We start from the raw sequence: 14,333 nt of genomic DNA, 5'->3' as shown, positions 1-14,333 counted from the left end.
CCCGGGCGGGGCGATATCCCGCCCGGGACCGGTCTATGGAAGGGGAGTCCCGTGCCGGGAACGGACCTGAGGTACCCCGACGCCGAGCGGTCGGCCGGCGTCGAGCTGCTGCACGGCCACCAGGTGGCCGATCCGTACCGGTGGCTCGAGGACTCCACTGACCAGCGAACCCAATCATGGCAGACCGCCCAGGACGAGCTGTGGCTCGTGCACGCCGCCGGACTGCCCGGCCGCTACCGCTTCCGCGCTCGGGTGGCCGCCTTGAGCGACGTCGAAACCATCGGTACGCCGACCTGGCGCGGTGACCGGCAGTTCTTCCTGCGGCGGAGTACGGGCCAGGAGCACCCGGTCCTGTGTGTCTCCGAGCAGGTGCTGGTTGACCCGATGCAGCTCGATCCGTCGGGGCTGACCACGCTAGATCGCTGGCAGCCGTCTCCGGACGGGCAACTGGTGGCCTTCCAGGTATCGCAAGGCGCGGAGGATTCCGTTCTCTGGGTGATGGACGTCAGGACGGGCGAGATCGTCGATGGGCCGATCGACCGATGCCGCTACTCGCCGGTGGCTTGGCGGGCGGACAGTCGGACGTTCTACTTCGTCCGCGCGCGCCGTTTGTTCCTGCATCGGCTCGGCGAGACCGAGGACGAGCAGCTGCTGGCCGGCGAGGCGTCGTACGGGTTGGAGATCAGTGGCGACTGGCTGACGATTGCCGATGGCAACGATCATTGGGTGGTCGAGGTGAGCGGTCCGGACTTCGTGCCGGTGCTCGCGCATCGGGGGAGAGCCGCTGCGTTGGCCGTCGGGCCTGATGGGCGGTTGTATCTCGCCACGGCAGGTCGGATCTGTGTTGCCGATCCGCGTAAGCCGGAGTACTGGCAGGAGTTGGTCGGTGAGGATCCGGGTGCGCCGCTCAGCCAGCTCGCAGTACTCGATGGAGTGCTGCTGGTGGGCCGGACCAGGCAGGCGATCAGCGAGCTCACGGCCTACGACTCGCGGACCGGAGAACGCCTCCACGAGGTACTGCTTCCGGGGCCGGGCACTATTGCGGACCTCACCGCTCGCCCCGAAGGCGGGCATGAGGCGTGGTTCAGCTACACCGACAGCGTCACGCCGCCCACCGTCCACCGGTACGACGCACGCACGCGCCAAGTCGCGCCGTGGTCAGCTGCCACAGCAGCCTCGGCGGAGGTCGAGACGCGGCAGCTCACCTACCCCTCCCGAGACGGTACGCCGATCCGCATGGCCGTCCTCGCTCGCGGGAGCAAGCGCGGACCCCGGCCCACGATTCTCTACGGCTACGGCGGATTCGGCCTGTCGCTCACCCCGACCTACTCGTCGTTCGCGCTCGCGTGGGTGGAGGCCGGCGGAGTGTTCGTCACCGCGAACCTGCGCGGCGGCGGCGAACAAGGTGGCGAGTGGCACCAGGCCGGCACTCGCGCGTCGAAGCAGAACGCCATCGACGACTACCTCGCCGCTGCCGAGACGCTGATCGCGGATGGCTGGACGACCCCGGGACAGCTCGCGATGTGTGGCGAGTCGAACGGCGGGCTGCTGGTCGGGGCGGCGCTGACGCAGCGCCCTGAGTTGTTCGCCGCCGCGGTCTGCTCCGCGCCGCTGCTGGACATGGTCCGCTATCAGCACTCCGGGCTCGGCGCTTCCTGGGTGGGGGAGTACGGCTCGGCCGATGATCCGGAGCAGCTCGCCGCGTTGCTCGCGTATTCGCCGTACCACCGGGTGACTGAGGTCGCCTATCCGGCGGTGCTGTTCACCGTCTTCGGCGCTGACTCGCGGGTCGATCCACTGCATGCGCGCAAGATGTGTGCCGCGCTGCAGCACTCGACGACTGGGTCGGGCCCGATCCTGTTGCGGTACGAGAGCGACGCCGGGCACCTGCCGGCGGCGGTGAGCCGGGGCGTCGGGCTGGCTGCGGACATGCTCGCCTTCCTGGCCTTCCACACCGGCCTGACCCCATGACCACCTTCCGCGGAGTACTGCGCCGCGGCCGCGGCTGGCTCCCGCTGATCGGCGCCGCCGCTCTGCTCGGCAGCCTGACGGTCCTCGCGCTGCCGACAGTCCTCGGACGGGCAGTCGACGCAGCATCAGGTGACCCGGGCAAGTGGGTGCTGATCGCCTGCGGATTGATTGCCCTCGGCATCATCTGCGACGTGGTCGAGGTGATCGCCGGTACGGCGTGCGTCGCCGGCACCACCGCCTGGCTGCGGCATCGCCTGGTCGGCCAGGTTCTCGCCTCCGGACCGACCGGAGCACGTCAGTTCGCCACCGGCGACCTCGTCAGCCGGGTGTCGAGCAATGCCACCGACGCCGCCCGCGCCGGGCCCGCGACACTCACCGCGGTGACCGCCACGATTCCCCCGATCGGGAGTCTGGTCCTGCTGACCCTGATCAACCCGTGGCTGGCGGCGGCCTTCCTGGGCAGCGTGCTGCTCGTCATCGTCGTGCTGTTCTTCTTCGCCCGCCGGACCGCCGAGATCAGCCTCGCGTACCAGGAGACCCAAGGCCGGATCGCGGCTGCGCTCACCGAGGCGCTGGCCGGTCTCCGGACGATCACCGCCGCGGGGACGGCCGACCGCGAGCAGCAGCGAGTGCTGCGCCTGCTGCCGCAACTCCACGCCCACGGGATGCGGACCTGGCAGGTGCTGGCTCGCTCGGGAGCGCAAGCCGCCATCGTCGGCCCGCTCGTGCTGATCGCCGTGCTGGCAGTCGGCGGCATCCAGTTGGTCAACCGCCGGATCACACCCGGCGAGTACTTCGCGGCCGCGCAGTACGCCGTGATCGGTGCCGGGCTGGGCAGCCTCACCGCCGTGCTCGGGCAACTTGCCAGAGCACGAGCCGGGATCGCCCGGATCGCTGAAGTCACCGCAGTTCGAGCCGTCCCGTACGGCGCTCTTTCGCTACCGAATGGTCCTGGCCGGCTGATCTTCGACGACGTGACCGTCCGAGCAGGCGACGAGCTACTGCTGGATCACGTCAAGCTGGATCTGCCTGGCGGTGTAGCGATCGCAGTAGTCGGGCCGAGTGGCGCAGGGAAGTCGGTACTGGCGGCTGTTGCTGGTCGGCTGCGCGATCCCGACTCGGGGCAGGTGCGGCTGGACGGAGTACCGCTGACCGGACTGAGCCATGCCGCACTGCGTACTGCGGTCAACTGCGCCTTCGAGCGTCCGGCTCTAGTTGGAATCACCGTGGGCGAGGCGATCGGTGTCGGCTCGGCGCAACCTGCGCAGCTGCTGGCCTCGGCTCGCGCGACGCATGTCCACGAGTTCGTCAGCCGGATGCCCGACGGCTACAGCACGCCGCTGGCCGAGGCGCCGTTGTCGGGTGGTGAGGCGCAGCGGCTCGGCCTGGCCAGAGCGTGGGCCGCGGAGCGGTTGCTGATCCTCGACGACGCCACCTCGAGCCTCGATACCGCGACCGAGCTGCAGATCAGCGAGACGTTGATGGGCGACCAGCAGCGACGTACGCGGTTGATCGTCACCCACCGCGCGGCCACGGCGGCCCGGGCCGACCTGGTCGTCTGGCTCGACCGCGGCCGGGTGCGAGCCGTTGGTTGTCACGACGAGCTGTGGCTCGATGCTCGCTATCGCGAGGCATTCGGATGAGACGCGAGTTGCGGTACGGGCTCGCCGCCGTACGCCGTCGCCCTGCTGCGAAGCTGGCTGCTTGGTCGCTGCCGGAGATCCTGCCGAGTGCTTTCTACGGGTTGGCCGTCGCGCACGCCACCGACGCATTCCTTGGTGGCAGGCGTGACGCCGGGCTGGCCTGGCTGGCGGGATTGATCGCGGCGGCCGTGCTTGGCGCGGTGGGCGCTCGTCAGGTCTATCGGCGGCTCGGTGAGCTGGTCGAGCCGGTGCGCGACGACCTGGTCCGCAAGGTGGTGTCAGGAGCACTGGGGAACGCTCGTGCCGATGGTGCCGTCGCGCGTCTCAACCGGCAGGTGGAGATCGTGCGCGACACGTTCGCCGGGTTGGTACTGGTGATCCGGAGCTTCCTGGTGACAGCTATCGGTGTGGTCACCGGGTTGCTGTCGCTCTCGCCTCTGGTGGCGGCTTTGGTGGTGCCGCTGTTCCTGCTCGGTTTCCTGCTTTCCTTCAGCATTCTCGGGCTGGCCGCTGCCAGGGTTCGTGCCTCGCTCCGAGCTGACGAAGAGTTGGCGACCTCGGCGGGAATGGTCTTCTCGGCGGTCCGCGATGTGACGGCGTCAGGGGCGGAAAGGTTCGCGGGTGAGTTGGTCGGCGTACCGGTCGAGGCTCATGCGGCGGCGGAGCGGTCACTGGCGAAGGTGGCCGCGCTGCGGACGTTGTGCTTCGCCGTCGGCGGGTGGCTGCCGTTGGTGGTGTTGCTTGCCGCGGCACCGTGGCTGGCGACGCGAGGAGTTACGACGGGGACTTTGCTGGGTGGGCTGACCTACGTGCTGCTGGGGCTGCAGCCTGCGCTCAATACGGTGATGTCGGCGCTGGGGGACAGCGGGCTGCGGTATGTCGTGACGTTGGGGCGCATCCTCGATCAGAGCGAGTTACCGGTCTGTCCGGTTGGCGTCTTGAGGCCGGTTGGTCATCAGGTGCGGCTTCGGGAGGTCTCGTTTGCTTATGGGCCGGCGGCGGAGCCGGTGATCCGAGGTCTCGACCTGGGGATCGCGGAAGGCGAGCATCTCGCGGTGGTCGGGCCCAGTGGGATCGGCAAGTCGACGCTGGCGCGGCTCATCTGCGGGTTGCTGCCACCGACCGAGGGCGAGGTCTTGCTGGGTGGCATCTCGCCTTCGGGGCTCCAACCCGCAGAGCTGGCCGCGACCCGGGTGGTTCTTCCTCAAGAGGCTTATGTCTTCAGCGGGAGTGTCCTGGAGAACGTGACCTATCTGCGGCGGGATGCTTCCGCAGTACAGGTGTGCGCGGCGATCGACGCGGTCGGCGCGTACTCGCTGGTCCGGCGGCTCGGGGGGCTCGCGGCCGAGCTCAGGCCGGGTGAGTTGTCGGCGGGGGAGCGGCAGCTGATCGCTTTGGCCCGGGCCTATCTGTCGCCTGCGCCGCTGGCTGTGCTGGACGAGGCGACCTGCTACTTGGATCCGCAGGCCGAGCGGATCGCGGAAGAGGCGTTCGCCGCCCGCCCGGGGAGCCTGATCGTGATCGCGCATCGAGTCAGCTCCGCGCTGCGGGCGGAGCGGATCCTGGTGCTGGACGGGAGTGATGCGGACATCGGTGACCATCAGAGCTTGCTGCGACGCAGTGGCCTGTACGCCGAATTGGTCGGGCACTGGGGACGGGTCGAACCAGAGCAACTGGAGGTGCCGGCGGATCGCAGTACAGCGCGGGCTCTTCTGCCCGGTGATCAGAACCAGCCGGCCTCCTGAGCCTTGCGGATCGCCTCGATCCGGCTTCTGGCCCGGGTCTTCGACAGGATCCGGGACAGGTAGTTCCGGATCGTTCCGGCGCTGAGGCTAAGACTGCGGGCGACCTCCTGCACGGTGGCGCCGGTGTCGATCAGCCGCAAAACCTCGCGTTCGCGTTGGGTCAGCGGACTGCCGCCGGCCCGAAGCGCCGCCAGCGCCAGCTCGACATCGAAGACCGGGCGCCCCTCGGCCACCCCGCGAACGGCCTCGACCAAGTCAGCCGGTGAAACGTCGGTGGCGATTACTCCAACCAAGTGTGACTGCTTGGCTACCGAAAGTGCCAACGGTACGGACGGCGCGTCGTCGCGGTCGATCAGCATCAGCACCGGATGCCCGGAGAGCTGACCGCACAACTCCAGCATGTCGATGTCGCCGGGCAGCAACGGATCGAGGACCACCACCAGCCCCGGGTCCCGGGCGCAGACCGTCAGCACCTCGTCGGCGCGCTCGAACTCCGCGACCACGGCCAGATCAGGTTCCCTGCTGAGCACCGCGGCGAGCGCACCCCGTACCAATTTGCCGCGGTGCCCGATGACGAGCCGGATCACCACTACGCCCCCCTGGCGGTCAATCGTCGGTGTCGAAGGAGTCCCTCGGTGACAGAATGCATCGAGGTCCTGCGGATTCGGTCACCGTTAGTCTCCACGCCCGACAGCGGTCTGTCACCTGCGCGGACTACAACCGCGCGCCGCTTGCGGCAACGATGCCAACCGACCACTCAACTGTGCCTCCCGGTCTCTTGACAATGCCCGGAAGGCCCTTTTCCAGCAGGCGTTTGAAGCGTCGGCATCATCCGCGCCGAAACGGTTGCCTGTGGCAATCAAAACATCAGCGGGAGAGGGTTGCCGGGCCGTCGGCGGAGTTACTGCCGTCACGGAAGGTAGCCGCCGCCTCGGTGGGTCAGGAAATTCGCACCGGCCTCGGCGAGCGCTTATTGGGGCAGGGGCGCATACTGGACAGTGATGGAGCCTTCCCGCGCGACGACGCGTCGTCACCTGTCCACGAGTCCCTTCAAGCCCCGGGTGCCCGCCCCGATCAAGACGTTCGAGGAGGGGGACCGGGTGTCCCACGACAAAGAGGGCATGGGGCGGATCCACGCCGTCGAGGGCCCTCATGCTGTGATCGTCGACCTGGGTGGCGGCAAGCTGCTGCGCGTCCTGTCGCCGTTCGACAAGCTGCACCAGCTCTAACCGCTCGATCACACGGCAGCGCGCGCCGGGCAGCAGAAGCCCGGCCGCGCCGGCCAGAGCGTTGCTCCGCCAGCTGGAACCCGCACGTGGTGCGCGGTACGCCGCTGATGACTCCGTAATTTCCGCTGTCCTCTTGTGTCCGGGGACGGCTGCGCCCTACTCTCCGCATTAAGCTACAACCTGTAGCGTAATGAGGCGGGGTGGGTCGGATGACAACACAGACGCAGGTCGCAAGGACAGCTCCGCCGGCAACCGGGCAGCGACGCCTGATCGGCGCGCTGGTCGGCACGAACGCGGCCGCTTACATCAGCACGGCGGTGCCGCTCAACCTGCTGCTGGTCACCCATCTGACCGGCATCGCAGGGCCGGGCGCGACCTCCGCGTTCAGCCTGGTGACCGGAATCGGCGGGCTGGCCGGCCTGGTCGCGAACCCGCTCGGCGGCCGGATCAGCGACCGTACGGCGGCCCGCTTCGGCCGGCGCCGGACCTGGATCTTCACCGCCGGTCTCGGCGCGGCGATCCTGCTGATGGTGATGGGCTGGACCACCGCGGTGTGGCAGGTGGCGCTGGGGTGGGCCTTGATCACGGCCCTGGTCGGGTTCCAGCTCGCCGCGAGCTCGGCGCTGGCCGCCGACCAGGTGGCTCCCGAGCGGCGGGGGACCGCGTCAGGAGTGGTGGCCTTCGTCGCCCTGGCCGGTCCTGTCGTGGGATTCGCGGTGGTGAGCGCCGTACCGGCTGTCTCGTGGTTGCAGTGGCTCGTGGTCGGCGTGTTGAGCGCGGCCGGCGTACTGATGACCTGTGTGCTGGTCCGGGATCCGCAGCACCGGACTCCGGTGGACGAACCGCGTCTCAGCCTGGCGATCATCCTGCGCTCGTACTGGGTCAGCCCCCGCAAGTATCCCGCCTTCGGGTGGGCCTGGGCGGTGCGCTTCCTGATCACCGCCGCGTGGGCCTCGAACAGCTATCTGGCGTTCGTCTTCACGCAACGCTTCGCCGTACCGACCGCCGACGTACCGGGGAAGATCTTCCTGCTGACGCTGATCGCGATCGCCTGCGTCGCCGTCACTGCCTGGCTGACCGGCTGGCTGTCCGACAAGCTCCGGCGGCAGAAGCCGTTCGTCCTGGCCGGCGGGCTGGTGCTCGCCGCCGGTCTGGTCGTGGTGGCGCTCTCGCCCAGCATCCCGGTCGTGTACGCCGGCGCGGCGATCATGTCGCTCGGCTACGGCACCTTCCTGGCCACCGACTTCGCCTTGTGCCTGCGGATGCTGCCCGATCCCGAATCGGCCGGCAAGGACTTCGCCGTCCTCAACATCGCCGCCATCCTCCCGGTCGCGGCCGTCCCGTTCGTGGCGCCGGCGCTGCTCGCGGTCGGCGGCTTCGCCACCCTGTTCGGCGGCCTCGCGGTACTCGGCGTGGCCGGTGCCCTGTCGGTCGCGCGCCTTCCTGACATCGGCCAGGAAGGCGACCCGCGCTTCGCCGCGATGAACCGCTCCGAGTGAGCTTGCGGCTCGTCGCAGGCACCGCGCTCTAGACTGCCGTCGCGTGGACCATCAGTTCTTGCTAGTGGCCGGTGCCGGGCTCGCGATCATGATCGCCGCGTCGGTGTTCGCGCGGCGTACCGGGGTGGCGGCGCCGTTGCTCCTGGTGGGGCTCGGGATCGGGGCCAGCTATCTGCCGGGCACGCCGACCATCGAGCTCGAGCCGGAGTTGGTGCTGGCGGGGGTGCTGCCACCGTTGCTGTACGCGTCGGCCGTCCAGCTGCCGGTGCTCGACGTCCGGCGTAACCTCGCGCTGATCGCCTGGCAGTCGGTGGTGATGGTGATCGTCTCGGCGCTGGCCATCGGGGCCTTGGTACATGCGCTGTTCCCGGCGATCTCCTTCGCGCTGGCCACCGCGCTCGGTGCGGTGGTGAGCCCGACCGACGCGGTCGCCGCGACGGCGATCGGGCGCCGGATCGGGTTGCCACCCCGGCTGATGACGGTGCTGGAAGGCGAGAGCCTGGTCAACGACGCCTCCGCTCTCGTCGTCCTGCGAACGGCAATCGCCGCGATCGCCGCGTCCTCGGGCTTCAGCCTCGGCGACACGGTCCTCGAGTTCGGCTGGGCGGTGGCCGGGGGAGTCCTGATCGGCGGGCTGGTCGGCTGGCTGACCGTGTTGCTGCGCCGGCGCCTCGACGATCCGGTGCTCAACACAACGATCTCCTTCGCCGTTCCTTTCCTCGCCTACTTCCCGGCCGAGGAGCTGCACGCGTCCGGCGTACTTGCCGTGGTGATCGCGGGGTTGCTGACCGGAGCCCTGGGCAGCAAGCAGTTCAGCGCTCGCGACCGGCAGACCCAGGCCACCACCTGGACGACGATCAGCTTCATCCTGGAGAGCGCCGTCTTTCTTGCCATGGGCTACCAACTCCCCGAGATCGTGGACGCCGCCCGGGCCGAGACCACGGTCGGCGAGCTGACCGGCCTGGTGCTGCTCGTCGTCGGCCTGCTGGTCGTACTGCGGTTCGCCGGGCTGCTCTGGCCGGCCTTGCGCGAGCGATTCGGCCAGCGGGATCGCCACGAGCAGACCCGGGTCAAGCTCGGTCAGTTCGAGGAGAAGCTGGACTCGATGACCCCGGCGGATCAGCGCGAGGAGAACCGGGTCGCCTGGGCACGTCGCCGGCTGGCTCGCGGACATGCGGATGTGGAGTTCGAGGAGCGCGAACCGATCACCGGCCGCGGGTACGTCGTGGTGGGCTGGGCCGGGATGCGGGGCGTCGTCACCGTCGCCGCCGTCCAGACGATCCCGGCCGGTACTCCGCACGTCGACACCGTCGTACTGGCAGCGTTCCTGGTCGCCCTCATCACGCTGGTGCTCTTCGGTCTGACCCTGCCGTTGGTGATCGCCAAGCTGAAGCTCCGCTCCGAGAGCGCGGAGGACAAGCGCGACTCCGTCCAGGCCCTGCTCCGGCGGGTCGGCGAGGACGCGATCGACACCCTCGGCCCGCTGGAGGAGCAGACCGTCGGCGGTGAGCCGCTCGACCCGGAGCTGGTCAGCACGATGAAGGACCGGATCGTGCCCCGGATCGTCGCCGCCAGCGGACAGTTCCGGGACACCAAACCCGACAGCCACGAACAGATCCTGATCGTCCAGCGCCGCTACCTCGACGCGATGCGCGAAGCCCTGGGGACCGAGCGCAGCATCGGCGCCTACAGCTCGGCGACGTACCGCCAGGTCGAAGCGTTGCTCGACACCATCGAACAACGCTTCGTCGCCAACTGAAAACATCTGGGTTGTGATCAGGCGCCCACGCCGCCGTCGACCGGGATGATCGCGCCGATCACCATCGCGGCCCGGTCGCTGAGCAACCAAGCAGCGACCTCGGCGACCTCGCGTGGCTCCGCCATCCGGCCGAGCGGACTCCGCGCGTTGAACGTCTCGATGACTCCCGGCGTCGCGGCCTCCCACTCGTCGATCATCGCGGTCGCCGTACCGCCCGGGGTGATGCCGTTCACCCGGATGCCCTCACCGGCCCAGGTCACCGCCGCCGACTCGGTGATGCTGTTGAGCGCACGCTTCATCGCGCCGTACGCCGGCAGTACCGGGTTGGCGCGCCGGCTGCCGATACTCGACGTGTTGACGATCGCCCCGCCGCCGCCCTGCCGCATCAGCGCGGCCTCGGCCGTCATCGCGGTCCAGTGCGACCGGAAGTTGACCGCGAACTGCTCGTCGATGTCCTCGTCACTCGTACTGTCGAGCGGCCCCGGCTGCTGGATCGCGGCGCCGTTGTTGAAGGCCCCGTCGAGCCGTCCGTGCAGCTCGCCGACCCGCTCCACGGCGGCCCGGATGCTCGCGCGGTCAGCGAGATCCATCGCAACAGCGTCAGCGACTCCTCCGTCGGCGCGAACCTCGGCGACGATCCGATCAAGTGCGTCAGTACTCCGAGCCGCGAGGACGACGGCAGCGCCTTCGCGAGCGAACAGCTTGGCCGCGGCCTCCCCGATTCCCCGGCTGGCACCGGTGATGAACACGACCTTGCCGGTCAGCAGGCCGATGGGTGTGATGTCTGTAGTGGTCATGCCTCCACCCTGGAACGATCTCGACCCGCGGAGGCAGGCACAGCCTGTACCAGGATCCGCCGCCGTCCAGCGTGCACACTGGACGTATGGACAAGCAGGAGCTCGGGGCATTTCTCCGCAGCCGCCGCGAGCGGCTCCGGCCGGAGGACGTCGGTCTCCCGTCCGGCCCGCGCCGCCGGACCCCCGGCCTCCGCCGCGAGGAGGTGGCCGTCCTCGCGCACATCTCCACGGAGTACTACGTACGCCTCGAACAGAGCCGTGCGCCGCGCCCGTCAGGCGAAGTCCTCGCGGGCATCGCAGGCGCGCTGCGGCTCACCGACACCGAGTCGGATCACCTCCATGTCCTCGCGGGCACCGCGCCGACCCGCACCGGACTGCACCGGCGCGACGTCCGACCAAGCATCCTCGCCCTGCTCGAGCGGCTGCCGCAGACGGCCGGCTTCGTCACCTCGGCGGTGTACGAAGTACTCGCCTGGAACGACCTGGCGGCCGCCTTGATGGAGAACTTCGCCGAGTTGACCCCGGAAGACCGCAATCTCGCACGGCGGGCATTCCTCAGCTCACCCGACAAGTCGCTGTACGGGATCTCGGACGCCGCAGAGTTCAAGGACCACGTGGTGATGGGACTTCGCGCCGCTATGACCCGCTACCCGACCGACCCCGCGGTGACCTCGCTCGTCGAGGACCTGCGCGAAGGCAGCGCCGAATTCACGCGGCGCTGGGAGCGGCACGACGTACAGGCTTCGCCGATGCTGACCAAGACCTTCCAGCACCCGGTGGTCGGCGAGATCACCGTCGACTGCGACGCGCTCACCCTCACCGACCGCGACCAGCACCTCGTGCTCTACACCGCACCGGCAGGATCTCCCAGCGCCGAGGCCCTGGCACTCCTCAACGTCCTGGGAGTCGAGACGTTCAAGGCGCTCTGAGGTCCCATCCGTGCGACGGTGTAGCGGGGACTGCGGTCAGCTGGCAGGCACCGTGCGGGTGACGACCCAGCGGTGCGGGGAGATCGGGCGGGTGCGGGTGAAGCCGTGGTTCTCGAAGGCGGACATCGGGCCGGTGTGCAGGAACGAGCCGGAGACCTTGCGGTCGTCCGTCTCCTCGGGGTAGCCCTCGACGGTGCCGCCGCCCAGCCGGGCGATCTCCTCCAGCGCGCCGCCGAGCGCCGCGTTGGCCACCCCGCGGCCGCGCAGGCCCTTGCCGGTGAAGAAGCAGGTGATCCGCCAGTCGGGCAGCGCCACCAGACCCTTGTCGTACAGGCGGCGGCTCTTGATCTCCGGTAGTTCGTCGGCGCTGCCGAACTGGCACCAGCCCAGGCACTCGTCGCCGGCGAAGACCAGTGCGTTGTGCGTGCGGCCCTCGTGGACGCGTTGCTCCTTCTCCGCGCGGTTCTCGGCAGCGGTGCGCCCCTTGCCGAGCTTGACGTGGAAGCCGACGCACCAGCAGCCGCCCCAGACGCCGTTGTTCGCCTCGACCAGCCGCGCGAACGCGGGCCAGGTCTCGTCGGTCAGCGCCCGGACCGAGAGCGCGCCGGTCTCTTTCGTCTTCGTCGAATCGCCCATGGACAGCATCACAACACACGGCACCGACAGTCCGGCGGATTGTCGGAGGGCGCGGGTAAAGTCCTGAGCCGTGGACGTTGGGGAGCGTATTCAGGAACTTGCCGATCAGATCGTCGTACTGCGCGACGCCTACTACCGTGGCTCGCCGTCGGTGGCCGACGCGGAGTACGACGCGATCGAGGACGAGCTGCGGACGCTCATCGGGGCCAATCCAGAGCTGACGCCGGACCCGAACCCGCTGGACCAGGTCGGCGCGCCCGCGGTGCTGCACGCGCCGATCCGGCACTCGCGGCCGATGCTGTCGCTGGAGAAGGCGACCCGGCCGGAGCAGGTCGAGGCGTTCTTCGGGCGGTTCCCCGGTCAGTCGGTCGTGGTGATGCCGAAGCTGGACGGGCTGTCGCTGGCGCTGGTCTACGAGAACGGACGGCTGAGCAAGGCGATCACCCGTGGCGACGGGACGACCGGCGACGACGTCACGCCGCTGGTGCGGGCCCTCGCCGACGGCGTACCGGACCGGCTCGACGTGCAGGGCCGGATCGAGGTTCGCGGTGAGGCGGTGATGTTGCGCTCCACCTTCGCCGCCTACAACGCGAATCATCCGGACAAGCCGCTGATCAACCCGCGGAACGCAGCGGCCGGCACCTTGCGGGCCAAGGACGCGGCCACTGTCGCCGAGCGGCGGCTGCAGTTCCTGGCCTTCGACCTGCTGAGCGACGCCGGCGACACCGATGCCGATCTCGAGCGCGCGCTGCAGACGATGGGCTTCACCGCCGCCGACATGCGGCACTGTGACGACGCGGCCGCGGCGCAGGCGGTGATCAGCACGATCGAGCAGCAGCGCAACGAGCTCGACTACGACCTGGACGGCGCCGTACTGCGGCTGGCCGATCGCGATGCCTTCGCGGCCGCGGGCACCCGGTCCAGCTCGCCGCGGGGTGCGCTGGCGTTCAAGTTCGCCGCGGAGGAGAAGACCACGCTGCTGCTCGACGTGATCTGGGACGTCGGCAAGATCGGCAAGGTCGCGCCGGTCGCGTGGCTGGAGCCCGTCTTCGTCGGCGGTACGACGGTCACCCGCGCCACGTTGGCGAACCAGGAAGTGATCCGCGCCCGTGACATCAAGATCGGCGACACGGTTCTGGTCCGCCGGGCCGGTGACGTGATCCCGTTCGTGGCCGGCGTACTCGACGCCGCCAAGCGCACCGGCGAGGAGCGGGACATCGTGCCGCCGACCGTGTGCCCGTCGTGCGAGCAACCCCTCACCGAGCAGGGCAACAGCCGCGAGCTGTACTGCACCAACGTCTCTTGCCCCGCGCAGACCGTCCGGCGGTTGATCCACTGGGCGTCACGGGCAGCTGCCGACATCGACGCTATTGGTGGAGTCTGGATCGAGCGGCTGGCCGAGGCCGGCATCCTTGAGCACCCCTCGGACTTCTATCGGCTGACGGCCGAGGGACTGCTGGAGTTCGACCGGATCGGCGAGGTCTCGGCCGCGCGGATGATCGAGTCGATCGACGCCAGCCGCCAGGTAGGCCTCCGCCGGGCGCTGATCGGCCTGGCGATCCCGATGGCCTCCGAAGGCACCGCCACCAGAGTCTGCCGGGCCGGCTTCGGCTCCCTGGAAGAGGTCGCAGACGCCGGAGTGGACGGCCTGGTCGCCGTCGAGGACATCGGCCCGAAGGTCGCCGCCTCACTGATCGAACACCTCACCCGCCTACGGCCGGAGCTGGAGCGCCTCCGCGCGGCCGGGGTTTCCCTGGACGTCCGCGAGGAAGACCTACCGCCGGTCGTCGCAGCAGGCGCCCCACTGGCAGGCAAGACAGTGGTCGTCACCGGCGCGATCAGCGACCCCCGCACAGGAGAGAAGGTCGCCCGCCCAGCCTTCCAACGCCTCTGCGAAAAGGCCGGCGCCACCATCGCCTCCTCGGTCTCGGCCAGCACCGACTTCCTGATCACCGGCGCCGACGTCGGCGCCGCCAAACTCACCAAAGCCGAGAAGCTCGGCGTCACCGTCGTCGACCAGTCCGAGATCTGGCAACAACTCCAAGCCGCCGACCTCCTCAACCACTGAACCGGGTGGCAACCGGTTCCAGCTATTGGCGGCGCTTGGTACTGCGGCACGCCGCTT

General features: G+C 69.4%; 11 protein-coding genes. 8 read left to right on the top strand and 3 right to left on the bottom strand.

Annotated features, from left to right (window positions below):
* Positions 1–51: 51 nt before the first annotated feature.
* From AB0P21_RS25125 to AB0P21_RS25115, 3 genes are read left to right on the top strand one after another with little or no spacing between them, the layout of a single operon-like run.
* On the top strand, positions 52–1,971 hold the full coding sequence (locus AB0P21_RS25125) for a prolyl oligopeptidase family serine peptidase (protein WP_363699617.1): 1,920 nt from the start codon (positions 52–54) through the stop codon (positions 1,969–1,971).
* A complete protein-coding gene (locus AB0P21_RS25120; protein WP_363699616.1) occupies positions 1,968–3,614 on the top strand; it encodes an ABC transporter ATP-binding protein in 1,647 nt (548 codons plus the stop codon). Before AB0P21_RS25125 ends, AB0P21_RS25120 begins: the two co-directional genes overlap by 4 nt.
* Positions 3,611–5,359: an ABC transporter ATP-binding protein gene (locus AB0P21_RS25115; RefSeq protein ID WP_363699615.1), complete on the top strand. Its 1,749-nt coding sequence runs from the start codon at positions 3,611–3,613 to the stop codon at positions 5,357–5,359. The genes AB0P21_RS25120 and AB0P21_RS25115 overlap by 4 nt, the downstream gene beginning before the upstream one ends.
* Here the strand turns inward: AB0P21_RS25115 and AB0P21_RS25110 are convergent.
* Positions 5,338–5,946, bottom strand: a complete 609-nt coding sequence (locus AB0P21_RS25110; RefSeq protein ID WP_363699614.1) for a response regulator transcription factor — start codon at positions 5,944–5,946, stop codon at positions 5,338–5,340. The genes AB0P21_RS25115 and AB0P21_RS25110 overlap by 22 nt on opposite strands.
* A 414-nt stretch (positions 5,947–6,360) precedes the next feature.
* Between AB0P21_RS25110 and AB0P21_RS25105 the strand changes: the two genes are divergently transcribed.
* From AB0P21_RS25105 to AB0P21_RS25095, 3 genes are all read left to right on the top strand, one after another.
* On the top strand, positions 6,361–6,588 hold the full coding sequence (locus AB0P21_RS25105) for a hypothetical protein (RefSeq protein ID WP_363699613.1): 228 nt from the start codon (positions 6,361–6,363) through the stop codon (positions 6,586–6,588).
* Between the two features lie 209 nt (positions 6,589–6,797).
* Positions 6,798–8,087, top strand: a complete 1,290-nt coding sequence (locus AB0P21_RS25100; protein ID WP_363699612.1) for an MFS transporter — start codon at positions 6,798–6,800, stop codon at positions 8,085–8,087.
* Between the two features lie 43 nt (positions 8,088–8,130).
* Entirely contained in the window at positions 8,131–9,846 is a 1,716-nt protein-coding gene (locus tag AB0P21_RS25095) for a sodium:proton antiporter (protein ID WP_363699611.1), read from the top strand.
* Positions 9,847–9,863: 17 nt separating this feature from the next.
* On the opposite strand, the gene AB0P21_RS25090 is transcribed toward AB0P21_RS25095, so the two are convergent.
* A complete protein-coding gene (locus tag AB0P21_RS25090) occupies positions 9,864–10,643 on the bottom strand; it encodes an SDR family oxidoreductase (RefSeq protein WP_363699610.1) in 780 nt (259 codons plus the stop codon).
* Between the two features lie 86 nt (positions 10,644–10,729).
* On the opposite strand from AB0P21_RS25090, the gene AB0P21_RS25085 reads away from it, so the two are divergent.
* On the top strand, positions 10,730–11,572 hold the full coding sequence (locus AB0P21_RS25085) for a helix-turn-helix transcriptional regulator (RefSeq protein ID WP_363699609.1): 843 nt from the start codon (positions 10,730–10,732) through the stop codon (positions 11,570–11,572).
* 36 nt (positions 11,573–11,608) lie between these two features.
* On the opposite strand, the gene AB0P21_RS25080 is transcribed toward AB0P21_RS25085, so the two are convergent.
* Positions 11,609–12,208 (bottom strand): GNAT family N-acetyltransferase, encoded by a 600-nt coding sequence (locus AB0P21_RS25080; RefSeq protein WP_363699607.1) that lies wholly within the window; start codon positions 12,206–12,208, stop codon positions 11,609–11,611.
* A gap of 70 nt (positions 12,209–12,278) precedes the next feature.
* Between AB0P21_RS25080 and ligA the strand changes: the two genes are divergently transcribed.
* The gene (gene ligA, locus AB0P21_RS25075) at positions 12,279–14,276 is read left to right on the top strand and encodes an NAD-dependent DNA ligase LigA (protein WP_363699606.1); all 1,998 of its coding nucleotides are present in this window, start codon (positions 12,279–12,281) and stop codon (positions 14,274–14,276) included.
* Positions 14,277–14,333 lie beyond the last annotated feature (57 nt).

It is taken from the genome of Kribbella sp. NPDC056861 (assembly GCF_040687575.1).
Lineage (GTDB): Bacteria > Actinomycetota > Actinomycetes > Propionibacteriales > Kribbellaceae > Kribbella.
This window is presented reverse-complemented; position numbering and strand designations above follow the sequence as displayed.

What these genes read in the sequence shown, in the direction of transcription:
- AB0P21_RS25120 (WP_363699616.1), top strand. Translation starts at nt 1,968, where the DNA reads ATGACCACCTTCCGCGGAGTACTGCGCCGCGGCCGCGGCTGGCTCCCG.
- AB0P21_RS25115 (WP_363699615.1), top strand. Translation starts at nt 3,611, where the DNA reads ATGAGACGCGAGTTGCGGTACGGGCTCGCCGCCGTACGCCGTCGCCCT.
- AB0P21_RS25105 (WP_363699613.1), top strand. Translation starts at nt 6,361, where the DNA reads ATGGAGCCTTCCCGCGCGACGACGCGTCGTCACCTGTCCACGAGTCCC.
- AB0P21_RS25100 (WP_363699612.1), top strand. Translation starts at nt 6,798, where the DNA reads ATGACAACACAGACGCAGGTCGCAAGGACAGCTCCGCCGGCAACCGGG.
- AB0P21_RS25090 (WP_363699610.1), bottom strand. Translation starts at nt 10,643, where the DNA reads ATGACCACTACAGACATCACACCCATCGGCCTGCTGACCGGCAAGGTC.
- AB0P21_RS25085 (WP_363699609.1), top strand. Translation starts at nt 10,730, where the DNA reads ATGGACAAGCAGGAGCTCGGGGCATTTCTCCGCAGCCGCCGCGAGCGG.
- AB0P21_RS25080 (WP_363699607.1), bottom strand. Translation starts at nt 12,208, where the DNA reads ATGGGCGATTCGACGAAGACGAAAGAGACCGGCGCGCTCTCGGTCCGG.